This is a genomic window from Desulfobaculum senezii (genome assembly GCF_054657395.1).
Genome location: NZ_BAAHYU010000002.1, coordinates 1030591 through 1050927 on the forward strand (window position 1 = coordinate 1030591; position 20337 = coordinate 1050927).

Sequence of the window (20337 nt, forward strand, 5' to 3'; positions counted from 1 at the left end):
GATTCTCCTTAGCTCGGTGTCTCGTCGCCCCAGCGGGCTGACAGGTCGTGGGGGACGTGTAGCATATCCAGAACGCGTCCACAAAAGTGATTGACGAGCGCGGTGACGGATTGCGGATTCAGGTAAAATCCCGGGCTTGGTGGCATGATGGTGGCGCCGGCGTCATGGGCGCGGAGCATGTTTTCCATGTGGATTCTGTTCAGCGGTGTTTCGCGGGGGACCAGTACGAGGGGGCGGCGCTCCTTGAGGGTGACGTCCGCCGCCCTGTGGATGAGGTTGGAGCCCATGCCCGTGGCGATGGCCGCAAGCGACGCCATGGAGCAGGGGCACACAATCATGCCGGAGTGCTGCCACGAGCCACTTGCTGGCGGCGCGCCAATGTCGTCCTGCGAGTAAACGGCGTGAGCGTGGGCCGTGATGGCCTCCGCGTCGTCGCCGGTTTCCAGTCGGAGCACCTCGCCTGCTGCGGCGGAGACGATGCAGTGCAGTTCAATATCGGGCGTTTGCCCTAAAACGCGGGCGAGAGTGGCGGCGTAGGGCATGCCGCTTGCTCCGGTCACCGCGAGGACGATGCGCCGGGGGCTTTTTGTGTGGTGTACGGCGTGTGATGTCATACCCAGCAAATACCATTGGCGAGAGAGCCTTACAAGCCGAACCGGACCCGAGCTCCAGCGCCCTGCGCGGGGCGGCAGCGGGATGTGTGACGGACTTCGGTTTGGGACCAAAGCGGGGACAGCGGCATGAAAATATGATAAATCCTGCTTGACAACATTCCCTCACAGGGCATATTAAGCCCTCCTTCACGGGCAATTAGCTCAGTTGGATAGAGCGCTAGCCTCCGGAGCTAGAGGCCGCAGGTTCGACTCCTGCATTGCCCACCATGAGAATAAAAAGGACTTTCCGAGTAATCGGGAAGTCCTTTTTTTGTGCGATTTCAGTTCGCGAAGCGAGCTTTAGTCGCGGCCACGGCATACACCTCGACCGCAGGAGGCGTCATCAGCCAAAGGCCACGCCAAATCCGTTGGCGATGGTGATGATGCCCCAGAAGACCGGGATGTAGACGAGCATGGAGATGAAGACCGTTGCGGAGGTTTCGGATTCTCCGGCGTTATAGACCTGCGAAAACACACAGGCCAGCGGCGCGCTGGGCATGCCCGCGAGCAGGGCGCCGATAACAAGGGTTTTGCCCGTTATGCCAAAGGCGTAGAGCAGAGTGGCGGCAAGGGCTGGCTGGATGATGAGCTTCATCAGGTTCACGGAGAGGACGCTCTTCAGGTTCAGCTTAGGGTCAAGCTGCGCAATGAGCATGCCTATGGCGAACAGCGTGCACGGCACGGACGCCATGCCAAAGCTCTGCATGCTGTCTGTGAGAAATGCCGGAATATGCAAGCCGCAAAGCGACACGGCAATGCCCGCGAAGGCCATCAAGATGCCCGGCGTTTTGATGAGCGAGAATCCAACGTTGCGCAGTACCGCCGCTCGGCCTTTGCCATCAGCGTTTTGATACATCTCGAACTGCGTCACGATGAGCATAACAATTGCGGTGGGCAGCAGGATGGAGAGCGTGACAATGACCAACGTCTCGTGGGTGTTGTCGAACAGAGAGATGATAATCGGCAGGCCAAGAAACGCGCTGTTGGGCAAGCTGGCCGAAGCCGAGCGAATACAGCTCACCGGCCCGCAGGCCTTGAAGAGCCACGACGAGATGCCAAACATGCACAGATAGGAAATGATCATCGACATGGTGTAGGCCGTCGCAAAGCGTATTTGGAAGATTTCCTCAATGGGCGTGGTGGCCAGCGAGGAAAAAAGCAGTGCAGGCAGTGTAAAGAAGAAGACGAAGTCGTTAAGCGTCTTGGAGCTGTTCTTTGGCAGCATGCTTTTGCGCTGGGCAAACCAGCCTGCGAGCACCATCAGGAACAGCGGGAGAAGCGTCGTGATAACAACCTTGAGCATGCGTCTATCCTTATATCTCGGTATGGAGCCGAGGCCGAAGTCAGCGTACGGGCAGGTGCTGGCATGCAGCTGCCATAGGGCGCAACGCGCCAAACAGCGCAAGAAGAGCCTGCGCCAGTATTCGACCGGATGTGCGGGGAGAAAAGTCGCTTGAGAAAAGCTCAAGGCAGAGAATTCCGCGTGAGAGGCACAGCGTGGATGCCGCGCCCTCATGAGCCGGTGAGTGCGATGAAAAGAAATACCCGCACTTGCTCAAAGAGTCCAGCCGTTCTGGCTCTGCCCCGGTGAATTGGGCACATCGAGAATATTGCTTCGCGATTGAGCGCGCACAACGAAGGACGCCATCAGGCGTCCTTTTTTGTGTCTTACGTTTGGATGACGTGGTCGTAGCGCTAGGTTCAAGAGGGTGCCTTCGGCGACTTAAGGGGTGCGACCCCTTAAGAATCCCGAGGTTTTGGGTCTGGAAGCCAGCCCCAAAAAAAGGGGTGTAGGCGCCCGCTGGGCGTGGGGCGAGTGGCCCGGGTGGGTGTGGCTGGCGTGTGGGCGTGATTGCAGCCGGGTGGAGAGTGAGGGGCGTGGCGTATGAAGAGGATTCTTAAGGATGAAATCCTTAAGCCTGCGGAGCACAAAAAGGGTGGCAATGACGACGTGGTCGTATCGTAAGGTTCAAGAGGTTGCCTTCGGCGACTTAAGGGGTGCGACCCCTTAAGAATCCCGAGGTTTTTGGGTCTGGAAGCCAGCCCCAAAAAAGGTTCATCTCCCAATTCCGGGGAAGGCTGCTCTGATTTTGAGAAAGAAGTACTCGTCGTCGAGAAAGCCGTAGGCCATCCGTTTGATCACCTTGATCTTGTTGTTGATCCCTTCGAGTAGGCTGGTGTGTAGCGGATATCGGCAGTGTGAGATAATGCCCGAGATGTAGGGTTTGAGGCGCTTAGCGAATTTAATGAGCGGCTCGACTCGGCTTTGCATGGCGCGGCGGTACCAACCTTTCCAAAATCGCTTGGCAGCTTTGGAGTATCGGTAGTCCCAGAGTCGCTTCAAATCCTCCTTGAGGATATAAACCTTCATCAAATTTTTGTTGGCTCGAAGCAGGTCATAGAGCCGGATTCGATCTTCCTGTCGCATGAGATTCCGCCTGTTGCGCAGGAGCAGCCATCGTGAGCCTTTGACAACCTTACGGGCGTCTTTGTCATGATTGAGGCGATTGGCCTCATCGTTTCGGACGCGGTCGATTACTTCTCGGCCATACTTGGCAACGACATGAAATAGATCGTAGACGATCTCGGCTTTCGGGCATTGCGCCTTCACCTCGGCGGCATACGCACCGTTCATGTCCATTGCAACGGCCTCAATTCGGGCACAACCATCACGGCCAAGCAGTTCAAAGAATGGTCGGATGCTCTCCCGGCTGTTGCCTCTTCCTACCCACAGAACCCGCTTGGTGTAAGGCTCGACGATGATCGTGGCGTAGCGATGTCCTTTGCGGATGGCAAACTCATCCATTGCGACAACCTTGACGCCTTTCAAGTCAATGGGATTGAGTTTTTCCGCTAGGTACCGCTTGTCGATTGTCTTCACGGTCTTCCAGTTCAGGCCGTAGCATTCCGCGATGTGCTTAATGGGAAGTATGCGGCAGAGCCGAACAACGGACTCGGCCAGCCGCCTTGTGACACGCGAATACCTGTCGAGCCAAGGAAGCTGCTCCAGCTTTGGTCCACAGACGGGACAATGGACCCGACGCCGGATAACGAGCAAATGCGTTGCCGCGTCGAATACAGGCAAGTCACGAACCCAGCGTTCGACATAGTCGTGAACTGCGCAGACAAGCCTGCCGCACCCGCTGCATCTCATTCGCCTTCGCCTGATTGGAATCAACTCGATCCAGACTTCGGGGTGCTTCCGAGCTTCGCTGGCTTCAAGGCGCTGAACAGTTCCAACACGATACCCTTTCCAGTCTCCCAACAACCGGGTAATCTTGCCCTTGGACAACGGTGCCCTCCTTGTAGCTCTCGTCTGTTGTGCAACTGTCGAGATTACTGAGGGTTTCCGTTGTCCTCAATTTTTTATGTTTCCCCCGGAATTGGGAGATGAACCCCAAAAAAGGGGGTGTAGGCGCCCGCTGGGCGTGGGGACAGTGGGCCGCACTGCTCAGGGCTGGTGTGTGGGCGTGATTGCAGCCGTGTGGAGAGTGAGGGACGTGGCGTATGAAGAGGATTCTTAAGGATGAAATCCTTAAGCCTGCGGAGCACAAAAAGGGTGGCAATGACGACGTGGTCGTATCGTCAGCACCTCATAAAAATGGACCACTGCACATCTGTACAGGGACGCGTCGTCATTGTGGCGGCGCTTTTTTATTGTGCGCGCCGAACGAGGGGGCGGAGCACCGGTTGCGCTGCGCGGCGTGCGACGGCGCGTAGCTCGGAACGTCCCCGGTAAAGTTGAGCGAATCCGCATGGAAGCATCCGGGCGGCTGAGAGGAGGGGAAGAATGGTTCAAGCAGCATGCGAAGGTATTTGCGCGGCGCTTGCGGAAGGCCTGCCGGGGCTGCGGGCGGTGGTGGAGTACGGCGCGAACGGCGATATGGAAGCGCCTCTTGCCGTGGTCCGGCTGACGGACATGGAACACGCCGGAGACCCCGAGGACGGGACGGAGCGCGTGTGGGTGCAGTGCCGCTGGGACGTGTTCCTTGTTGTGGCGAAGGACACTGCCTTGGACGCGGCGCAGTCGCGGCGCGAACTGCGGCAGATGAGCGCGGCGGTGGCCGCTTTGGTCCACGGCAACCGTTTTGGGGTGCAGGCCATGCCTGCGCGGTTTGTGAAGGTTGAGGCGGATGTGCCTGCTCCCGTTGGAACGGATGTCGCCTGTTGGCGCGTGGAATTCGAGCAGGACGTGCCCCTTGGCGAGAGTGTGTGGAGTGGCGAGGGCGTGCCTGTCCAGAGCGTTTTGGTCTCGCATGCGCCCCGCATCGGGCTGGAACATAAAGAGAGCTACACAGAGGTGACCGATGGACTTTCGCGTCTCTGATATGGAGCGGCGGCTTGCGAGTCTTTTGCAGGTCGGCACCGTGGCCGAGGCGGATTATGGCGCGGCGCGGGTGCGCGTCGGCCTTGGCGGGGCCGTGTCGGACTGGTTGCCGTGGCTTACGCTCCGCGCCGGAGGCGACCGGACGTGGTGGGCGCCTGAGGTTGGGGAGCAGGTGATGGTGCTCGCGCCGTCGGGGGATACGTCGCAAGGGGTGGTGCTGGGGAGCATTTTCCAGTCCGCGCATCCCGCGCCTGCGGCGTCGCCGGATGTCGACCGCCATGTCTACGGTGATGGCGCCGTGGTGGAGTACGACCGCAGTGCCCACTGCCTGCGCGCGGTTGTTCCCGGCGCCATCATGGGCGAAGCGGCACAGGACGTAACGGTGCAGGCAGGCGGCGAGGTCAATGTCTTGGCCGGAAGCGCCGTGAAGGTCACCGCGCCGCAGATTACCCTGAGCGGCAATATTTTTCTGAACGGTCCCATGACGCAGGGCGGCGGCTCGGGCGGTGGCAACGCCACCTTGAAGGGCGATCTGCATGCCGATGGCGACATTAGCACGGACGCGGATGTGCGTGCGGCGGTGTCGCTGAATGGGCACGTTCATCCATGTCCGCACGGCGGCGAAACTGGAGGACCGAAGTGATGCGCGGTGTTGATGCGAATTCGGGCGGCACGTTGTCCGGTCTGGAGCATTTGCGGCAGTCCGTACGCGACATTCTGACCACGCCTGTGGGCTCGCGCGTGATGCGCCGGGAGTACGGCTCCCGCCTGCCCCGGCTGGTGGATGCGCCGCTGACTGGCGAAACGCTGGTGGAGCTGTACGCCGCCACGGCGGAGGCTCTGGCCCGCTGGGAGCCTCGGTTGCGGGTGGAGCGCGTGAGCGCGCGTGACGCCGGGGCGGGGCACGTGGCGATTGATGTGCAGGGCACTTATTTGCCGGACGGTAAACCCGTGACCATGGAGGGAATCATCATATGAGCGGTTTTTCGGACATTGACCTGTCGCGCCTTGCCGCGCCGCAGGTGGTGCGGGACCTCAGCGCAGAGGACGTGCTCGCGGAGATGCTGGCGGCATTTAATGCGCGGCACCCGGAGCATACTGCCCTTGTGGAGTCCGACCCGGCCTACAAAATTTTGGAAGTTGCGGCCTACCGCGAAACCTTGCTTCGCCAGCGCGTGAATGATGCGGCCCGCAGTGTGATGTTGGCCTACGCCGTTGGCCGTGACCTTGACCAGCTTGCCGCGTTGGTGCCGCTTCAGCGCAAGATGGTGGCCCCCGGCGACCCGGACGCCTATCCGCCCGTGCCGCCGACGTGGGAGGGCGATGATGAGTTTCGCCGCCGTATCCAGCTTGCGCCGGAGGGCTTTAGTGTGGCGGGGCCGGACCGGGCGTATGTGTTCCATGCCCTGACGGTGCCGGATGTGCGTGACGCGGCGGTGAGCAGCCCCGCGCCCGGTGAGGTGGTGGTCCACGTGCTGGGCCGTGAGGGCGATGGAACGCCGGACCCTGCCGTGGTGTCTGCGGTGGAGAACGTGCTTGGGGCGGCGGAAACGCGTCCGTTGACGGACCATGTCACCGTGCAGGCGGCGGAGGTGGTGCCTTACGCCGTGCGTGCAACCCTTGCCATTCAGCCCGGTCCCAGTGCTGAGGCTGTGCGCGATGCCGCCCTTGCGGCCATGCAGGCCGTGGCCGAGGCGGGGCACGTGCTTGGCGCGGGGATGCCGCTGTCTAAGGTCTATGCGTCGTTGCAGGTGGAGGGCGTCGCACGTGTGACGCTGGATGAGCCTGCCGCCAATGTCACCTGCGCGGCGCATCAGGCCGCGTATTGCACGGGCGTGGCGTTGGAGGTGGAGCGTGTCTAGGCATCTGCTGCCGCCAAGCGCGACGGCGACGGAACGGGCTCTGTCCGAAGCTGTGGCGCGGCTGTCCGACGTGGGCGTTCCGCTGCGTTCGGTGTGGCGTCCTGATGAGTGCCCGGAGCCGCTGCTTGCTTGGCTTGCGTGGGCGTTGTCCGTGGATGCGTGGGACGAAAGCTGGACCGAGGCGCAAAAGCGCGAGGCTATCCGCGCCGCAGTGTGGGTGCACCGACATAAGGGGACGCGCGGCGCTGTGGACCGGGCGGTGCGCGCCCTCGGCTACCGGGTGCGAATTCGCGAATGGTGGGAGGAAACCCCACAGGGCGAGCCGTACACATTCGCCATTGAGGTGGAGGTAGATGACCGGGGCGTGGACGCCGACCTCTACGGCATGCTGACGCGAGTGGTGGAGGCGGCGAAGAACACGCGTTCGCACCTTCGGGGATTTGATGTCGTGAGCGCGGCGCGCGGGAGCGTCCACGCTGGCGGCGCGCTGCAAACCGGCGGAACGTTGCAGGTCTATGCGTGGCGTCCGGAGGACGTGACGCAGGAGGCTGCGGTCCATGCCGCAGCGGGGCTGCAAGCCTTTTTGGCAATAACAATACAACCCTAGCGAGGAAGAAATGGCCAAGGACTTCTTTGTCATCCTCACCGAGATGGGCCGGGCGAAACTGGCGAATGCCGTGGCGCTTGGACGCACCGTCTCCCTGACGCACTGCGCCGTTGGCGATGGTGCGGGGCAGCAGGTGACACCGGACGCGGCGCAGGATGCGCTGGTCCGCGAGACGTACCGTGCCCAGCTGAACACGCTGGAAACGGACCCGGACAATCCGGCGTACATCGTGGCCGAACTGGTCATCCCGTCCGAGCAGGGCGGCTGGACCATCCGCGAGGCAGGCGTCTTTGACGCTGATGGCGACCTGTTCGCCGTGGGCAACCTGCCCGAAACGTATAAACCGCAGATTGCCGAAGGCTCCGCCGCGGAACTGCGCGTGCGCCTTGTGCTGGAGGTGAGCAACACCGCCGCCGTGGAACTGAAGGTGGACCCGACGGTGGTGCTGGCAAGCCGCAGTTATGTGAACACGCAGGTCGTGGAAGTCCGCACCCTGCTGGAAACCCACACCACCCGCACCGACGATCCCCATCACACCATCCCCGAAGGCGGCGAGCCGGGGCAGGTGCTGGTGATGCAGGAGGACGGCAGCGTGGCGTGGGGCAATGTGGCAGGTGTCCCCGTTGGGGAGCTGTGCTGGTCCTCTCTTGGCGTACCCCTGCCCGGAACGGTCCCCGCCAACGTCAAACAGAAGTTTCTGAGGGGGACGTACCCGCAGTTGGACGAGGCCGTCTTTGCCGCCGGGAACTACCTGACCGACGAGGCCGCGTGGGACGCGGAAGCGGCGGCACAGGATGGGAGTTGTGGGCGATACTGCATAACCGACACGCATATTATTCTGCCTTGCGAGAGAGCGTATATCGCTCCTGCGAGGCCGGGTGAAGTTGGGAAAGAGGTTGGGGATTGGGCTGGTGATGCGATTCGGAATATTACTGGGACATTCCTAGGCGGGGCAAAAAACGTGGCTCCAACTGGGGCATTTTATCTAAAACAGTACGACGCAGGTAATCTGTCAGATGGGAGTTTAAATCGTGAAGACTTGTACGGCATTGACGCTTCCCGCGTCGTCACCACCGCCGACGAAAACCGCCCCAAAACTCTCTACCACCTCCCCTGCATCAAGGTCGCCGACGTCGCAGTGAACGCTGCGCAGGTGGACCTTATAGCAATCGCCGACCAAGTTGCGGCGATTAATGGGAATAAGGTGGACAAGGGGGAATGGACGCAGAGTCTTTGTGAAAGCGGTTGGCAAAAGATGCCAAGTGGACTGATTTTGCAGTGGGGCAGCTTCCTTACTGGAAGTATTGGGAACGAGGCCGAGGGCGATTACGTATTTCCAATCACGTACCCCAATGTCTGCCTACAAGTAATGCTGGGAGAGACTGTAGGGCGTAGTGATAGTGGATCCTCCTCCGAAGGAATGCGGGTCCAGTCATGCTCATCACAAGGATTCAAATGGCATTCAAGCTGGAAGTCTCGGAATGACACATCGTATGGTGGTTCCGTTATGTGGATTTCATTGGGGCGCTAGTGGAGGGTATATGCAATACAGTGCAACAACAAATAGTTTTTATAGTCACTGTCTGCACGGTGATAACATTCCGAATGATGCCGTAAATGTAACTGACGAAGAATATTATGCGCTCCGTAACGCGCAATCTCGCGGCAAGCGCATTCAACCCGACGTCAACGGCCGTCCCGTTGCCGTGGACCCGCCCCCGCCGCCAGAGCCTACCGAGGCCGAACTCGCCACACAAGCCCGCACCGAGCGGGACCGCCTTATGCGTGAGGTGTACGATCCGGCCGTGATGCAGCTCCTGCGCAAGCGTCGTGTGCTCTTGTCCGCGTCGGATGACGTCGCTGGGATTGATGCGCGGCTTGCCGAATGGGACGCCTACGCTGATGCGCTGGAGGTTGTGCCTGATCAACCCGGCTTCCCCAATTCTATCGAGTGGCCCGAAGCTCCGTCCGATTCTGTGGTGTCTGGCGTGGAGGGTGGTGGTGTGTCTTGTGAGTCTGAATCTGAACCTGCAACCAGTGAGGTCTAAGTTAATGCCTGAACAGTTTCTGCATGGCGTGGAAGTCGTCGAGATTGATGGTGGTCCGCGTCCCATTCGTACCGTGAAAAGCTCCGTCATCGGCATTGTGGGCACGGCTCCGGACGCCGACGCCAGCGCCTTTCCTCTGAACACTCCGGTCCTTGTCGCGGGCAACCGCCGCGAGGCCGCCAAGCTGGATACCGTGGGCGATGGCGCGGGTACGCTGCCTGCCGCGCTGGACGGCATTCTGGACCAGTCCGGGGCCATGGTTGTCGTGGTGCGTGTGGATGAGGGCGCGGATGATGCAGCGACCATGACCAACGTGGTCGGCGGCGTGGATGAAGCCACCGGGCAGTACATGGGCGTGCAGGCCCTGCGCGCCAGCGCGTCTGTCCTTGGCTTTACCCCGCGCGTTCTGCTGGCTCCCGGCTTTACGCATCAGCGCGCCGAGGATGCGGACAATCCCGGTTCCTTCCTCAAAAATCCCGTTGCCGCTGAACTGGAAGGCATTGCCGAGCGTCTGCGCGCTGTGGTCATCGTGGATGGCCCGAACACCAACGACACCGACGCCATCGCCGCCATGGGCGACTTCGGCACCGCCCGCGTGTTCATGGTGGACCCGTGGGTGAAGGTCTACCGCGACGGCGAATACGTTGCCGAGCCTGCATCCGCCCGTGTGGCTGGCATGATTGCCCGTTCCGACAACGACCGCGGTTTTTGGTGGTCGCCGTCCAATCGGCAGGTGATGGGCATTTCCGGCACCGCGCGCCCTGTGGACTTTACCCTGGGTGACGTCAACTGCCGCGCCAACATGCTGAACGAGAAGAACGTCGCCACCATCATCAACGAAGGCGGCTACCGCCTGTGGGGCAACCGCACCGGCTGCACCGATCCGAAGTGGTCCTTCCTGTCTGTGCGCCGCACGGCGGACATGATCAACGAGTCCATCCTCGCGGCGCATCTGTGGGCCGTGGACCGGAACATCACCAAAACCTACGTGGACGACGTGGTGGAAGGCGTGAACGCCTACCTGCGTCACCTTGAGGCCGTGGGCGCCATTCTTGGCGGCACATGCTGGGCGGACCCGGAGCTGAACACGCCCGATCAAGTTCAGCAGGGCAAGGTGTACTTCGACTTTGATTTCACGCCGCCCTATCCGGCAGAGCACGTCACGTTCCGCAGCCATCTGGTCAACGACTACATTGAGGAGGTCTTCAACTAATGCCCGCAGAGAACATTCTGAAAAACTTTGCCCTGTTCGTGGACGGACGCGGCTACGTCGGCGAATGCAAGGAACTCCAGCTTCCGGCGCTGAGCCTTGTCACCGAGGATTACCGCGCTGGCGGTATGGATACTTCCATCGCCATCGACATGGGCATGGAGAAGATGGAAGCCACCTTCACCCTGTCCAAGCAGTGCGAGCACATCCTCGGCAGCTTTGGCGTTGTCCAGAACAGCGGCATCCAGCTGACCGCCCGGGGCGGCCTGCAGAGCATGGACGGCGCGGTGACGCCCGTGGTCGTGCAGATGCGCGGCACCGTTACCAAGGTTGAGGACGGCGCGTGGAAACCCGGCGAGGCGGCCACGCTGTCCCTGACCGTGGCGCTGACCTACTACAAGCGCGAGCAGGGCGGCAAAACCCTGCACGAGATTGACGCCCTGAACATGAAGCGCGTCATCGGCGGCAAGGATCAACTGAAGGAACTTCGCGACGCCTGCGGCATGTAGGTAGCCGTGAGCGCGTCGTGACGCGGCGCAGGGAGTCCACGGGGCAGAGGCCTTTGTGGACTCCCGTGCTGTGCGCCAACGAGTGTGGTGCGGGGGAAGTCAGCACGGCGCAAAGCCATACAAGGAGACGATATGAACAAGGAACGGATTACGCTGGATCATCCGGTAACGTGGCAGGGGCAGGAGATTGCGGCGCTGGACATGCGCCGGCCCAAGGTGCGCGACGTGGCCGCCAACGAGGAGCGCAAAGGCACGGACGTGCAGAAGGAAATCAGCCTGTTTGGGGACCTGTGCGAAGTGTCCGTTGATGTGCTGGAAGACTTGGACATGGCGGACTACCGCAAGCTCCAGCAGGCGTACACGGGTTTTTTGTCGTAGACGCCGAGACCGCCCGGCGCGGCGTTTTGGCCCTTGCGTATTACACGGGCTGGAGCCGCGACGAGCTCTTCGGCATGGATGTGGAGGAACTTATGATGTGGATGTCATATCTCCCAAAAGATGAACGGAGCAGGGCGTAATGCGGGGCAGCACAGCAGGTGTTATCCGGTTTGGCCTTGTGCCGGACGCATCCTTTAAGGCCGTGAGTCAAGACTTTGCGCAGAGTGCGTCGCTTGTTTCCCGGGCGCATCGGCGCGTTGTGGGAAAGCTGCGGTCTACAAAGGCGCCCGGTGGAGGCTCAGCCCCGCAGGTAAGAGGGGTGTCCGGCGGTGCCGGTTCGGGGCAGGCTTCCGGCGCGAGTGCTGCGGCGCCGTCGTCCGCCGCAGGTGCGGGCGGCTCTGGCATTGGCGCGGCGGGGGCGCAGGCCACCCAACTTGGCGCGGCGCTCGGCGGCGCATGGGAGCATGCGAAGACGCTAGGCGCCGCGCTCACAAACTCCAACCGTGAAATGACGCGTTTGTCCAATCAAGCGGCGTCTCTTGGTTTTTCGACCGAGGGACTGGCCGCGTGGAATGGTCTTGGCGCGGAAATGGGCCTGACTTCGGACCAGATTGGCGGCGTTGCCAGCAGTCTGCAGGCCACGATGACCCAGCTGGAGCAGGGCGGCGCTGCGGCGCACGGGGCGAAGGAAAGTCTAGGCGCTCTTGGCCTGTCCTTTGCCGAACTCAAAGATATGTCGCCGGAGGAACGCCTTCAGTGCGTGGCTGAAAGGCTTCGGACATTGGGGGATACGCAGCAGGCGGTGGACATCGGGGGCGCGCTGATGGGTGACAGTGGCGGCGAACTTGCTGCGGGCCTTTCGGAGCGCACCAAGAGCGTTGGCGAACTGCTTGCCACCCAGAAGGAACTGAACGTGGTGTCCGAGGCAGGCCGAAGTGGTGCCAAGAACTACACAGCCGCTTTTGGACGGTTCAGTACGGTGGTGTCCTCGGTGACGGGTGAGCTGTTTGGCGTCATCGGCGGCGCTTTGGCTCCGCTGCTCAATGAATGGGGTCCGCGCCTCGCCCAGTGGGCGCGCGAAAACCGGAGCGAATTCGGCAAAATTGGCGAGGCCGTGGCGCAGTTTGCCAGCGGCGCAGCCAAGGCGTTTTCCACCGTGGTAAGCTGCGTGACATGGGCGGCGGATGCCGTTGGCGGGTTTGAGAACCTTGCCATGATGCTGGGCGCTGTGCTGGCGGGAAAAACTGTGATGAGCGTGGTGTCCTTTGGCGCGTCGCTGATGTCCATTGGTAACGTGATGTCGGGCATTGCGGGGCGGGTGTTTCCGCTGCTGGTCTCTGGCATCAAGGCCGTGGGCATCGCCTTTGCGGCCAACCCTATCGGATTCGTCATCACGGGCATTACGCTGGCTGTGGTGCGGCTTATCACCATTTGGGACGACTTGAAAAAGGCCTTTACCGAGGGCGGATTCCTCGGCGCTGTGGGGCGCTTTTTCTCCCTGGGCGGCGATGACGACGATGAGGAGGACGAGCGCGTCAAACGGGCAAAGCCTGTCCAGCGTGCGAGGGAGCCGCGGCGGTTTGCTCCGGCGGCACGTGCGTCTGTTCCCGCGTCCGCGCCGCGCGCCGTTCCTGCTGTGCCTGCAGTTCCCGCCGCCGCTGGCGCTGGGGCGGCCCCGGCGCAGGTCTCGCAGCATATTGATTCCATCAACATCTATGCGACGCCGCAGCAGTCGGTTCACGACATCGCGGAAGCGGTGCTGCGACGGCTGGATGAACGCAGCCGCGTGGCGCGGCGGCGGGCGCTACACGACGGGTAGGGCTTATGTCGAAGAGTATTATGAAACTCGGTGACTACACGTTTTCCGTGGATACGGCCGCGCCCGGACGGTTGTCGCGCTCCACGGCGTATCGCTGGGGCGCGCAGGAGCGCCACGGGCGGGAGGCGGCGCTGCAGTACCTTGGGCCGGGCGCGGACAGCGTCAGCGTCTCCGGTGTGGTGTATCCGCACTTTCGGGGCGGGCTTTCGCAGGTGGCGGCCCTGCGCGCCGAGGCGGGGCAGGGCAGGCCGCTGCTATTCGTGGACGGGCAAGGGGGCATCCATGGCCGCTGGGTTGTGGAGGGCGTGGACGAAACCCGGCAGGAACTCTTCCCGGACGGGACGCCGCGCCGTATGGAATTCACCCTGAAGCTCAAGTACTACGGAGGGGCCGATGTGGTACCGCACGAAGGACGGTGACATGGTGGACGCCCTGTGCCACAGGCATTACGGGCGGACGGCGGGCACTGTGGAAGCTGTGCTGGAAGCCAACCCCGGCCTTGCTGACAAGGGGCCGGTCCTCGCGGCGGGTGTGGCAATCTTCTTGCCCGACCTGCCGGACCCGGAACCTGATGAAGGGGTGAGCCTGTGGGACTAGCACGCAACACGTATGCGCCGGTGTTCCGCGTGGAAGCTGGTGGTGAGGACATCACCGCCGTCATCCGTGAGCGGCTGATTTCCCTTTCCATCACTGATGAGGCGGGGATGCAGTCCGATGCGCTGTCGCTGACCCTTTCCGATGGCGCGCCGCATGTGGTGCTTCCCACCACGGGCGCGGAACTGCGCGTGTGGTTGGGTTATGGCGACAGCGCGCAGTATATGGGGCTGTATGTTGTGGATGGCGTCACGCTGTCCGGGCCGCCGCGGGTGCTGAGCATTACCGCCAGCGGCGCGCCCTTTGAGCGCAGCGGCACGTATACCCAGCTTCAGACCCAGCGCACGCGGTCGTGGACGCCGGGGACGCTGGGCGAGCTTGCACGGGTTGTGGCCGCAGAACATGGCCTGACGCCCGCCATTGCGGCGGAGGTCGAGGGCCGCCGCCTTGGGCACATTGATCAGATTCGCGAGAGCGATATGAACCTTGTCACGCGGCTTGCCGCGGAGATGGGCGTGCTGGCCAAGGTGGGCGGCGGCTTCCTCGTGTTGACGCCTAAAGCGGCGGGCAAGGCCGTGAGCGGCGCGCCGCTGGCGCGGGTGCGTCTGAGCCCCGGCGACGTGACAAGCTGGCGCGTGGAAATGGCAGAGCGCGGCGACTATCGCCGGGTGGTTGCCCAGTGGCGCGATACGGACAGCGCGTGTGACCGTGAGGAAAGCGTTGGTGACGGCGAACCCGTGTACCGCCTGCGCCACCCCTATGCCTCGCGCGATGCGGCAGAGCAGGCGGCGCGCGCCAAGCTGGAGGCTTTTCAGCGCGGGCGCGCCACGCTGTCCCTTACACTGCCGGGGCGTCCGGATCTGCGCGCTGAAGCGCTGGCGCAGCTTGAGGGATTCCGCGAGGGCGTCAGCGGCCAATGGACTGTGACCAAGGCCGAACACAAGCTGGACAGCTCCGGCTACGTGACCAGCGTGGACGGGGAACAAGGGCAGGACGCCGCCACGCCTGCTTAGGTGCAATGAACAGAGCGTGACGAACACGGGCCGCAGTGTTGCCGATTGGCGATGCTGCGGCCCTTTTGCATGAAGCGTTTGGGCGCGTGGTACTGCCGTAGAGGGGGAACATGTGCGGCGGGAATGTGTATGGCGACGGCTGGCGTATATTGACCAAGGTGCTGGCGGGGTGGGAAAGGGGATATTCGAGGGCTGTGCAGAGGGGGGGGTGCCCAACTTTGCAGTGCGGCAACAGGGCGGAAAAACACCTCTTCCGCCAGATAATTGACGGTAAAAAGTTCGATATTGCGTTGACAATAGTGCCAGAGTCTGGCGTGTATACTTTCGGAACGCCACGTGGGCGCTGCCACCGGAAGGTGGCGGATGGAAAAGCCTTGCAGATGCGGCCGCAAAACGCGTAGCCGCTTTTTCATGACCATGCGGATGATCATGATTATAAAATGCAATGCGATCAAACAGTGTGCCGAGATGTCGGGGCGGGGCGCTGTTGCATTGGGGGCCGGAAGGCGGCGGGTGGAGCTGTACCGCGCTGGTAAAGGTCGTTTCCCCGGCGCATTCGTGCAGAAAAGGGGGGCTGAGGCCCCTGTGAATTGCGCACTCTTTGAGGAGAAGACAAGTGTATTCGTTTCGGTCAATTAAAGGGAAAATTGTTCTATGGTCGGGGCTGTGCCTTGCCGCGTCCATTTTGGTGATCATTGCCTACACCACGTACACCACGCGGCAGGAGGCCCTGAAGGACGCCCTGCGGCAGGCGGAGGACCAGGCCACCGTTGAGGCGCTGAAGATTAAGAGCCGCTTTGAGGTGGGCCTTGATGCCGCGCGTACGCTGGCGCAGAGCTATCAGGGCATGCGCGAAACCAACCAAACGCCCTCGCGCGATGAGATGAGCGGCATGCTCCGCACGGTTGCCGCGGGGAACGAAGCCCTGCTTGGCGCATGGACCGTGTGGGAGCCGGACGCGCTGGACGGCGCGGACGCCGCACATAAGCACTACGACAAAGGGCACGACTCTACGGGCCGCTTTGTTCCGTACTGGAATAAGGTTGGCGGCCTGCACCTTGAACCGTGCGGTGACAGCTATCTCGACCCGGAGCGTGCGGGCTGGTACCTCAAGCCGCTGCGTTCAACGACGGATACGGTCTCCAAGCCCGTTATGTACAACATTGGCGGCAAGCGCCGCATGGTGGTGACCCTTGGTTCCTCCATCCGCGTAAACGGCAGGCCCGTTGGCGCGGTGGGCGTAGATCTGCCCGTGGACTTCCTGCAACAGATTGCGGACTCCATGACCCTACTTGGTACGCGCGCCATGGTGACGCTGGTCAGCCATGCCGGGACCATCGCCGCGCAGACGGACAAGCCCGACCTCGCGGGCAAGCAGGTGACTGAAGTCTTTACCCATCCGGACAAGGTGCTGCGCAGTCTTGCCCGCAACGAAGTCTACCGCAATTTCAGCGAGGGCTATTATGACCTCGTGGTGCCGGTAACCCTTGGCTCCAGCAGCGACCGCTGGGGCGTTGGCATCTCCGTGCCGGAAAAGCTTATTTACGAGCAGGCCAACGCCATGGCTCTGCACTCTGCGTTGATTGGCGGTGGGTGCCTGCTGCTGGCGGTTATCGTCCTGTGGGTGGTTGCCGGCATTATTGCCCGCCCCCTCAAGGTGACCGCCGCCGCAGTGAACAGCATTGCCGAGGGCGACCTTGATGTGCGCCTTGACGCCGAAGGCCGCGACGAGGTGGCCGGCGTGCAGAGCGCCGTGAATGTGATGGCGGAGAAACTGCACCAGAATATGGCCGACATTGAGCGCCAGATGGGCATTGCCGAGGAGAAGTCCCGCCAGGCCGAGCACGCCACGCAGATTGCCGAAGAGGCGCGCCAGCAGGCGGAAAAGGCCAAGGCCGAGGGCATGCTGCAGGCCGCGGAAAAGCTGGAGCGCGTTGTGGAGCGCATTTCCACGGCGATGGAGGAAATCTCCGCCCAGTCCGAGGAAATGCGCAAAGGCACCGAGCTACAGCGCGACCGTGTGCAGTCCACCTCCACAGCCATGGAAGAGATGAACGCCACGGTGCTGGAAGTGGCCCAGAACGCCGGCGACGCAGCGGACCACAGCGTCAGCGCCCGCGACACCGCGCGCGAGGGGCAGGACGTGGTTGGCAAGTCCATTGACGCCATGGCGACCACCAAGCGCCAGACCGAGCGTCTGCGCAGCGCCATGGACGATTTGGATTCGCAGGCCAAGGGCATTGGCAATATCATGAACGTTATCGAAGACATTGCCGACCAGACCAACCTGCTTGCGCTCAACGCCGCCATCGAGGCCGCGCGTGCTGGCGAAGCGGGCCGAGGGTTTGCCGTTGTCGCGGACGAGGTTCGCAAGCTGGCCGAAAAGACCATGACCGCCACCAAGGAAGTTGGCTCGTCCATCGAGTCCATTCAGAAGGTGGCGCACGGCAATATCGCGTCCATGGAGACGGCGGAGCAGGACCTTGAGCGGGCAGTGGCCTTTGCCAACAAGTCCGGCGAGGTGCTGGAAAAGATCGTGACGGGCGTGGAGGCATCCTCTGGGCAGATTCAGGGCATTGCCACCGCCGCGGGCCAGCAGTCCGCCGCCAGTGACGAGATTAACCGCTCCATCGAGGAAATTAACCAGATAACCAACGACACCGCGCAAAGCGTTGAGGAAACCGTCCTTGCCCTGCGCGAGATGGCGGAGCAGTCCTCCGGGCTGGCGTCCCTTATCCGTGAGTTGAAGGACGATTCGCAGGCAAGCCGCTAGGCGCTGTGGACTAAGATACGGCAAGGCCTCCGCGATGCGTCGCGGGGGCCTTTTGCTGCCCTGATTCGCCATTGGCGGGCGGCTCTTTTGGCGACGGAGAGGCGGGGTGCGGCGTTGGCGCCGCCAGCGCGCTGCGGGGGCAATTTCTCCGCCCCTGTCCACTAAAATGCAGGGGCGAAAGGTTTGCATGCAGGCGTTTTTCGTTTATGGACGCGGGGAACAAGGCCGCAAGGCGTCGCTTCGTGAAGCGCGGCGGGGTCGTTCCACACCCGGCGAAACCACGTTTGGACGCGTCTGTATTGGTTTGTAGCGAAGAGTAAGATAGAAAGAAAATCAGCATGTTGCGCGCTGTGCGCCCTTTGACGCTACTGGTTGGAAAACCACGGTGCGGGAGAGGGACCGCGCGGGCGCCGTGCAGAGTGTAAGGGAGTTGCAATGCAGATTCGGAAGTTTCCTCTTGGTCCATACCAAACGAATGGGTACCTGCTGTCCGAGGACGGCAAGGCTGTGGTGGTCGACCCCGGCGATAATTCCCCGCGCCTGTCCAGCATCCTGCGTGAAGAGGGGCTAGAGCTGACGCACATCCTCATTACGCATATTCATATTGACCACTTCTACGGCGCGCCGAAGCTGGCCGGCGAAACCGGGGCCAAGATTCTGGCCAGCCCCAAGGATTCCATCCTCGTCGCGGAGGAACTCCGCAACGCTGGCGAGTCCGGCTACCCCCGCCTGAAGGAAAAGTTCGTGTACGAGCCGCTTCATACGGGCACGCACGAGTTCCTTGGCCGCCCGTGCCACGTGCTGGCCACGCCCGGCCACACTCCGGGGAGCTTGACCTTCCACTTCGAGGATGACGGCGTGGCCTTTGTGGGCGACCTCATCTTTGCCGGCTCCGTTGGCCGCGCGGACTACACGGGGGGCAACGCCAAGGCGCTGTTTACCTCCATTGAGTCCAACATCTTCACCATGGCGGAAGCCACGGTGCTCTATCCCGGTCATGGTCCGCTGACCACCGCCGGCGATGAGAAGGCGCACAACCCGTTCTTCCGGGGACGTCGCCGCTAGGGTCCTTTGAGCCATACGCCGCCCGCCCGCTGGCGCGCGGCACAAGACGTCATACATCAAGGCGCGAATTCCGGAGTCATTTCGGAATTCGCGCCTTGTTTTTTGCGGGTGTGGCGGTGCGTAGCGCACGGAAGCGGTGGGGCTGTGAGGCTAGCTGCCCTAGCTCCACTTGTCGGCGGCTTTCTCCACCAAGTGGCGGTGCTCGGGCAGCACATAACAGCGGAAGATCTGGCGGTAGTACTTCATGGTCTTGGCGGTGCCGGCGCGCTTGTCCAGAGCGCCGGTTTTGACGTCTTCAAGGATGTACTTGGAGACCATGAGGGCGACATCGTTGAAGTCCTCGGCCATATCCTTGGTGATGAAGCCGTCCTCCACACAGTCGTTCAGCATGATGAAACTGCGGGAGTAGAGGTTGTTGATGTCGTATATTTTGTTGAAGGGCGCGGGGGCGTCCTTGACGATGCGCTCGGGAAACAGCTCGTAGTACTGGCGGGTGTATTCTTCGAGCTTGTCGTTGCCGTGGGTGAAGAACAGCAGTTCGTATATCTCGGGGTTGGCAAGGGAATACACCGTAAAGCACTTACAGATGGCCATGTACCGCTCAATGGAGTCCTCGCACTTGTTGACGTAGTGCGGGATGGCCTCGTGGTATTCCTCAAGATAGGTCATGGTCGCGAGGAAGACCAGATGCGGCAGGTTCTCGAAATAATTGTACAGCGTGGCGCTGGCGTAGCCTGCGATGTCGGCGGCCTTGCGGATGGTGACGGCCTCTATGCCTTCCTCTTGGATGATGTGGTTCGCCGCGTCGATGAAGTATTTCATCACGCGCTGTTGTTTGATCTTGGCCTTGTCGTTGGTTTGTCGCATGCTTTCCCTTTTGTTTGGCACCGGATGCGTCTGGTGCATGTTCGCTTCGAAGGACAGAGACAAGCGGAGAAGCATCGCAGTTCCGGGGTCGATACTTTTCCATGGTCGGCGAGCGCTGCGCCCATGGTGTGTGGAAAAAAGGTGTATGGCGTACGCTGCATCCGCGCGCTGGCGCGGTGTGGTTCGTCTGCATCCCGCCGCAGGCTATGAACGTATACCACTTTTGGCGCTACATACCAAAAAAAGATCACGATCATACACCTGCTGCGCCTATCCGTGCCGGGGCATCAAGCGCGCAGGGCACGAGGGCGCCCCGCTACGGAGCGCGCGACGTCTGTCAGGGGCGACGTCGCACGCGGGCTGCGCTTTTGCCGGGCGTGATGCCGGGTGCGTGAAGACGGAGTGGTGGTCCACATGTGGGATGCCAGCGTGGTGATGGCCCAGTGTGCCCTGCATGGTGTGTGGAACTAGCGGAGCAGTGGAGGCGGCGCGATCATAGGGCGCTCGCGTTCTTGGGGTAGGGCTGCCGTGTTCTCTCGCCCACACGGTGCCCGTCATCACAATCTGCTGAAATATAGCCGACTTGATATTCCGTTTCGCTGGAAAAGTCAA

General features: G+C 61.8%; 20 protein-coding genes and 1 tRNA gene. 17 read left to right on the forward strand and 4 right to left on the reverse strand.

Annotated elements, in window-relative coordinates; translation table 11 throughout:
• Positions 1-8 precede the first annotated feature (8 nt).
• Positions 9-614, reverse strand: a complete 606-nt coding sequence (locus tag ACYQ2T_RS05445) for a UbiX family flavin prenyltransferase (RefSeq protein WP_459899072.1) — start codon at positions 612-614, stop codon at positions 9-11.
• A 190-nt stretch (positions 615-804) separates the two neighbouring features.
• Here ACYQ2T_RS05445 and ACYQ2T_RS05450 point away from each other — a divergent pair.
• Positions 805-881 (forward strand) — tRNA-Arg (locus tag ACYQ2T_RS05450).
• A 115-nt stretch (positions 882-996) separates the two neighbouring features.
• Here ACYQ2T_RS05450 and ACYQ2T_RS05455 read toward each other — a convergent pair.
• Positions 997-1956: an AEC family transporter gene (locus ACYQ2T_RS05455; protein ID WP_459899074.1), complete on the reverse strand. Its 960-nt coding sequence runs from the start codon at positions 1954-1956 to the stop codon at positions 997-999.
• A 753-nt stretch (positions 1957-2709) separates the two neighbouring features.
• Positions 2710-3945, reverse strand: a complete 1236-nt coding sequence (locus ACYQ2T_RS05460; RefSeq protein WP_459897527.1) for an ISL3 family transposase — start codon at positions 3943-3945, stop codon at positions 2710-2712.
• A 498-nt stretch (positions 3946-4443) separates the two neighbouring features.
• Between ACYQ2T_RS05460 and ACYQ2T_RS05465 the strand changes: the two genes are divergently transcribed.
• From ACYQ2T_RS05465 to ACYQ2T_RS05540, 16 genes are all read left to right on the forward strand, one after another.
• Positions 4444-4980, forward strand: a complete 537-nt coding sequence (locus ACYQ2T_RS05465; RefSeq protein WP_459899075.1) for a hypothetical protein — start codon at positions 4444-4446, stop codon at positions 4978-4980.
• Positions 4961-5623, forward strand: coding sequence for a phage baseplate assembly protein V (locus ACYQ2T_RS05470; RefSeq protein ID WP_459899077.1), 663 nt, complete (start codon positions 4961-4963; stop codon positions 5621-5623). The genes ACYQ2T_RS05465 and ACYQ2T_RS05470 overlap by 20 nt, the downstream gene beginning before the upstream one ends.
• Positions 5623-5958 carry a GPW/gp25 family protein gene (locus ACYQ2T_RS05475; protein ID WP_459899078.1) on the forward strand — a complete coding sequence of 112 codons (336 nt, stop codon included), beginning with the start codon at positions 5623-5625 and terminating at the stop codon, positions 5956-5958. The genes ACYQ2T_RS05470 and ACYQ2T_RS05475 overlap by 1 nt, the downstream gene beginning before the upstream one ends.
• A complete protein-coding gene (locus ACYQ2T_RS05480; protein ID WP_459899080.1) occupies positions 5955-6842 on the forward strand; it encodes a baseplate assembly protein in 888 nt (295 codons plus the stop codon). The genes ACYQ2T_RS05475 and ACYQ2T_RS05480 overlap by 4 nt, the downstream gene beginning before the upstream one ends.
• Positions 6835-7449 (forward strand): phage tail protein I, encoded by a 615-nt coding sequence (locus ACYQ2T_RS05485; RefSeq protein ID WP_459899082.1) that lies wholly within the window; start codon positions 6835-6837, stop codon positions 7447-7449. Before ACYQ2T_RS05480 ends, ACYQ2T_RS05485 begins: the two co-directional genes overlap by 8 nt.
• A gap of 10 nt (positions 7450-7459) precedes the next feature.
• On the forward strand, positions 7460-8980 hold the full coding sequence (locus ACYQ2T_RS05490; RefSeq protein WP_459899084.1) for a phage tail protein: 1521 nt from the start codon (positions 7460-7462) through the stop codon (positions 8978-8980).
• A gap of 10 nt (positions 8981-8990) precedes the next feature.
• Positions 8991-9497: a phage tail assembly chaperone gene (locus ACYQ2T_RS05495; protein ID WP_459899085.1), complete on the forward strand. Its 507-nt coding sequence runs from the start codon at positions 8991-8993 to the stop codon at positions 9495-9497.
• A gap of 4 nt (positions 9498-9501) precedes the next feature.
• A complete protein-coding gene (locus ACYQ2T_RS05500) occupies positions 9502-10710 on the forward strand; it encodes a phage tail sheath C-terminal domain-containing protein (protein WP_459899087.1) in 1209 nt (402 codons plus the stop codon).
• A complete protein-coding gene (locus ACYQ2T_RS05505; protein ID WP_459899089.1) occupies positions 10710-11216 on the forward strand; it encodes a phage major tail tube protein in 507 nt (168 codons plus the stop codon). The genes ACYQ2T_RS05500 and ACYQ2T_RS05505 overlap by 1 nt, the downstream gene beginning before the upstream one ends.
• A 132-nt stretch (positions 11217-11348) precedes the next feature.
• Entirely contained in the window at positions 11349-11594 is a 246-nt protein-coding gene (locus ACYQ2T_RS05510; protein WP_459899091.1) for a phage tail assembly protein, read from the forward strand.
• A gap of 319 nt (positions 11595-11913) precedes the next feature.
• Positions 11914-13413, forward strand: a complete 1500-nt coding sequence (locus ACYQ2T_RS05515; RefSeq protein WP_459899093.1) for a phage tail tape measure protein — start codon at positions 11914-11916, stop codon at positions 13411-13413.
• Between the two features lie 5 nt (positions 13414-13418).
• On the forward strand, positions 13419-13832 hold the full coding sequence (locus tag ACYQ2T_RS05520) for a phage tail protein (RefSeq protein ID WP_459899095.1): 414 nt from the start codon (positions 13419-13421) through the stop codon (positions 13830-13832).
• Positions 13807-14010, forward strand: coding sequence for a tail protein X (locus ACYQ2T_RS05525; protein WP_459899096.1), 204 nt, complete (start codon positions 13807-13809; stop codon positions 14008-14010). The genes ACYQ2T_RS05520 and ACYQ2T_RS05525 overlap by 26 nt, the downstream gene beginning before the upstream one ends.
• Positions 14001-15020 carry a phage late control D family protein gene (locus ACYQ2T_RS05530; protein WP_459899097.1) on the forward strand — a complete coding sequence of 340 codons (1020 nt, stop codon included), beginning with the start codon at positions 14001-14003 and terminating at the stop codon, positions 15018-15020. Before ACYQ2T_RS05525 ends, ACYQ2T_RS05530 begins: the two co-directional genes overlap by 10 nt.
• Positions 15021-15636: 616 nt before the next feature.
• Positions 15637-17793 (forward strand): methyl-accepting chemotaxis protein, encoded by a 2157-nt coding sequence (locus ACYQ2T_RS05535; protein ID WP_459899099.1) that lies wholly within the window; start codon positions 15637-15639, stop codon positions 17791-17793.
• A gap of 435 nt (positions 17794-18228) precedes the next feature.
• Positions 18229-18858, forward strand: coding sequence for an MBL fold metallo-hydrolase (locus ACYQ2T_RS05540; RefSeq protein WP_459899100.1), 630 nt, complete (start codon positions 18229-18231; stop codon positions 18856-18858).
• Positions 18859-19017: 159 nt separating this feature from the next.
• On the opposite strand, the gene ACYQ2T_RS05545 is transcribed toward ACYQ2T_RS05540, so the two are convergent.
• Entirely contained in the window at positions 19018-19725 is a 708-nt protein-coding gene (locus ACYQ2T_RS05545) for a TetR/AcrR family transcriptional regulator (protein ID WP_459899102.1), read from the reverse strand.
• Positions 19726-20337: the final 612 nt, after the last annotated feature.

What these genes read in the sequence shown, in the direction of transcription:
- ACYQ2T_RS05490 (WP_459899084.1), top strand. Translation starts at nt 7,460, where the DNA reads ATGGCCAAGGACTTCTTTGTCATCCTCACCGAGATGGGCCGGGCGAAA.
- ACYQ2T_RS05445 (WP_459899072.1), bottom strand. Translation starts at nt 614, where the DNA reads ATGACATCACACGCCGTACACCACACAAAAAGCCCCCGGCGCATCGTC.
- ACYQ2T_RS05520 (WP_459899095.1), top strand. Translation starts at nt 13,419, where the DNA reads ATGTCGAAGAGTATTATGAAACTCGGTGACTACACGTTTTCCGTGGAT.
- ACYQ2T_RS05545 (WP_459899102.1), bottom strand. Translation starts at nt 19,725, where the DNA reads ATGCGACAAACCAACGACAAGGCCAAGATCAAACAACAGCGCGTGATG.
- ACYQ2T_RS05540 (WP_459899100.1), top strand. Translation starts at nt 18,229, where the DNA reads ATGCAGATTCGGAAGTTTCCTCTTGGTCCATACCAAACGAATGGGTAC.
- ACYQ2T_RS05470 (WP_459899077.1), top strand. Translation starts at nt 4,961, where the DNA reads ATGGACTTTCGCGTCTCTGATATGGAGCGGCGGCTTGCGAGTCTTTTG.
- ACYQ2T_RS05525 (WP_459899096.1), top strand. Translation starts at nt 13,807, where the DNA reads ATGTGGTACCGCACGAAGGACGGTGACATGGTGGACGCCCTGTGCCAC.
- ACYQ2T_RS05475 (WP_459899078.1), top strand. Translation starts at nt 5,623, where the DNA reads ATGCGCGGTGTTGATGCGAATTCGGGCGGCACGTTGTCCGGTCTGGAG.
- ACYQ2T_RS05500 (WP_459899087.1), top strand. Translation starts at nt 9,502, where the DNA reads ATGCCTGAACAGTTTCTGCATGGCGTGGAAGTCGTCGAGATTGATGGT.
- ACYQ2T_RS05510 (WP_459899091.1), top strand. Translation starts at nt 11,349, where the DNA reads ATGAACAAGGAACGGATTACGCTGGATCATCCGGTAACGTGGCAGGGG.
- ACYQ2T_RS05455 (WP_459899074.1), bottom strand. Translation starts at nt 1,956, where the DNA reads ATGCTCAAGGTTGTTATCACGACGCTTCTCCCGCTGTTCCTGATGGTG.
- ACYQ2T_RS05505 (WP_459899089.1), top strand. Translation starts at nt 10,710, where the DNA reads ATGCCCGCAGAGAACATTCTGAAAAACTTTGCCCTGTTCGTGGACGGA.
- ACYQ2T_RS05480 (WP_459899080.1), top strand. Translation starts at nt 5,955, where the DNA reads ATGAGCGGTTTTTCGGACATTGACCTGTCGCGCCTTGCCGCGCCGCAG.
- ACYQ2T_RS05465 (WP_459899075.1), top strand. Translation starts at nt 4,444, where the DNA reads ATGGTTCAAGCAGCATGCGAAGGTATTTGCGCGGCGCTTGCGGAAGGC.
- ACYQ2T_RS05495 (WP_459899085.1), top strand. Translation starts at nt 8,991, where the DNA reads ATGCAATACAGTGCAACAACAAATAGTTTTTATAGTCACTGTCTGCAC.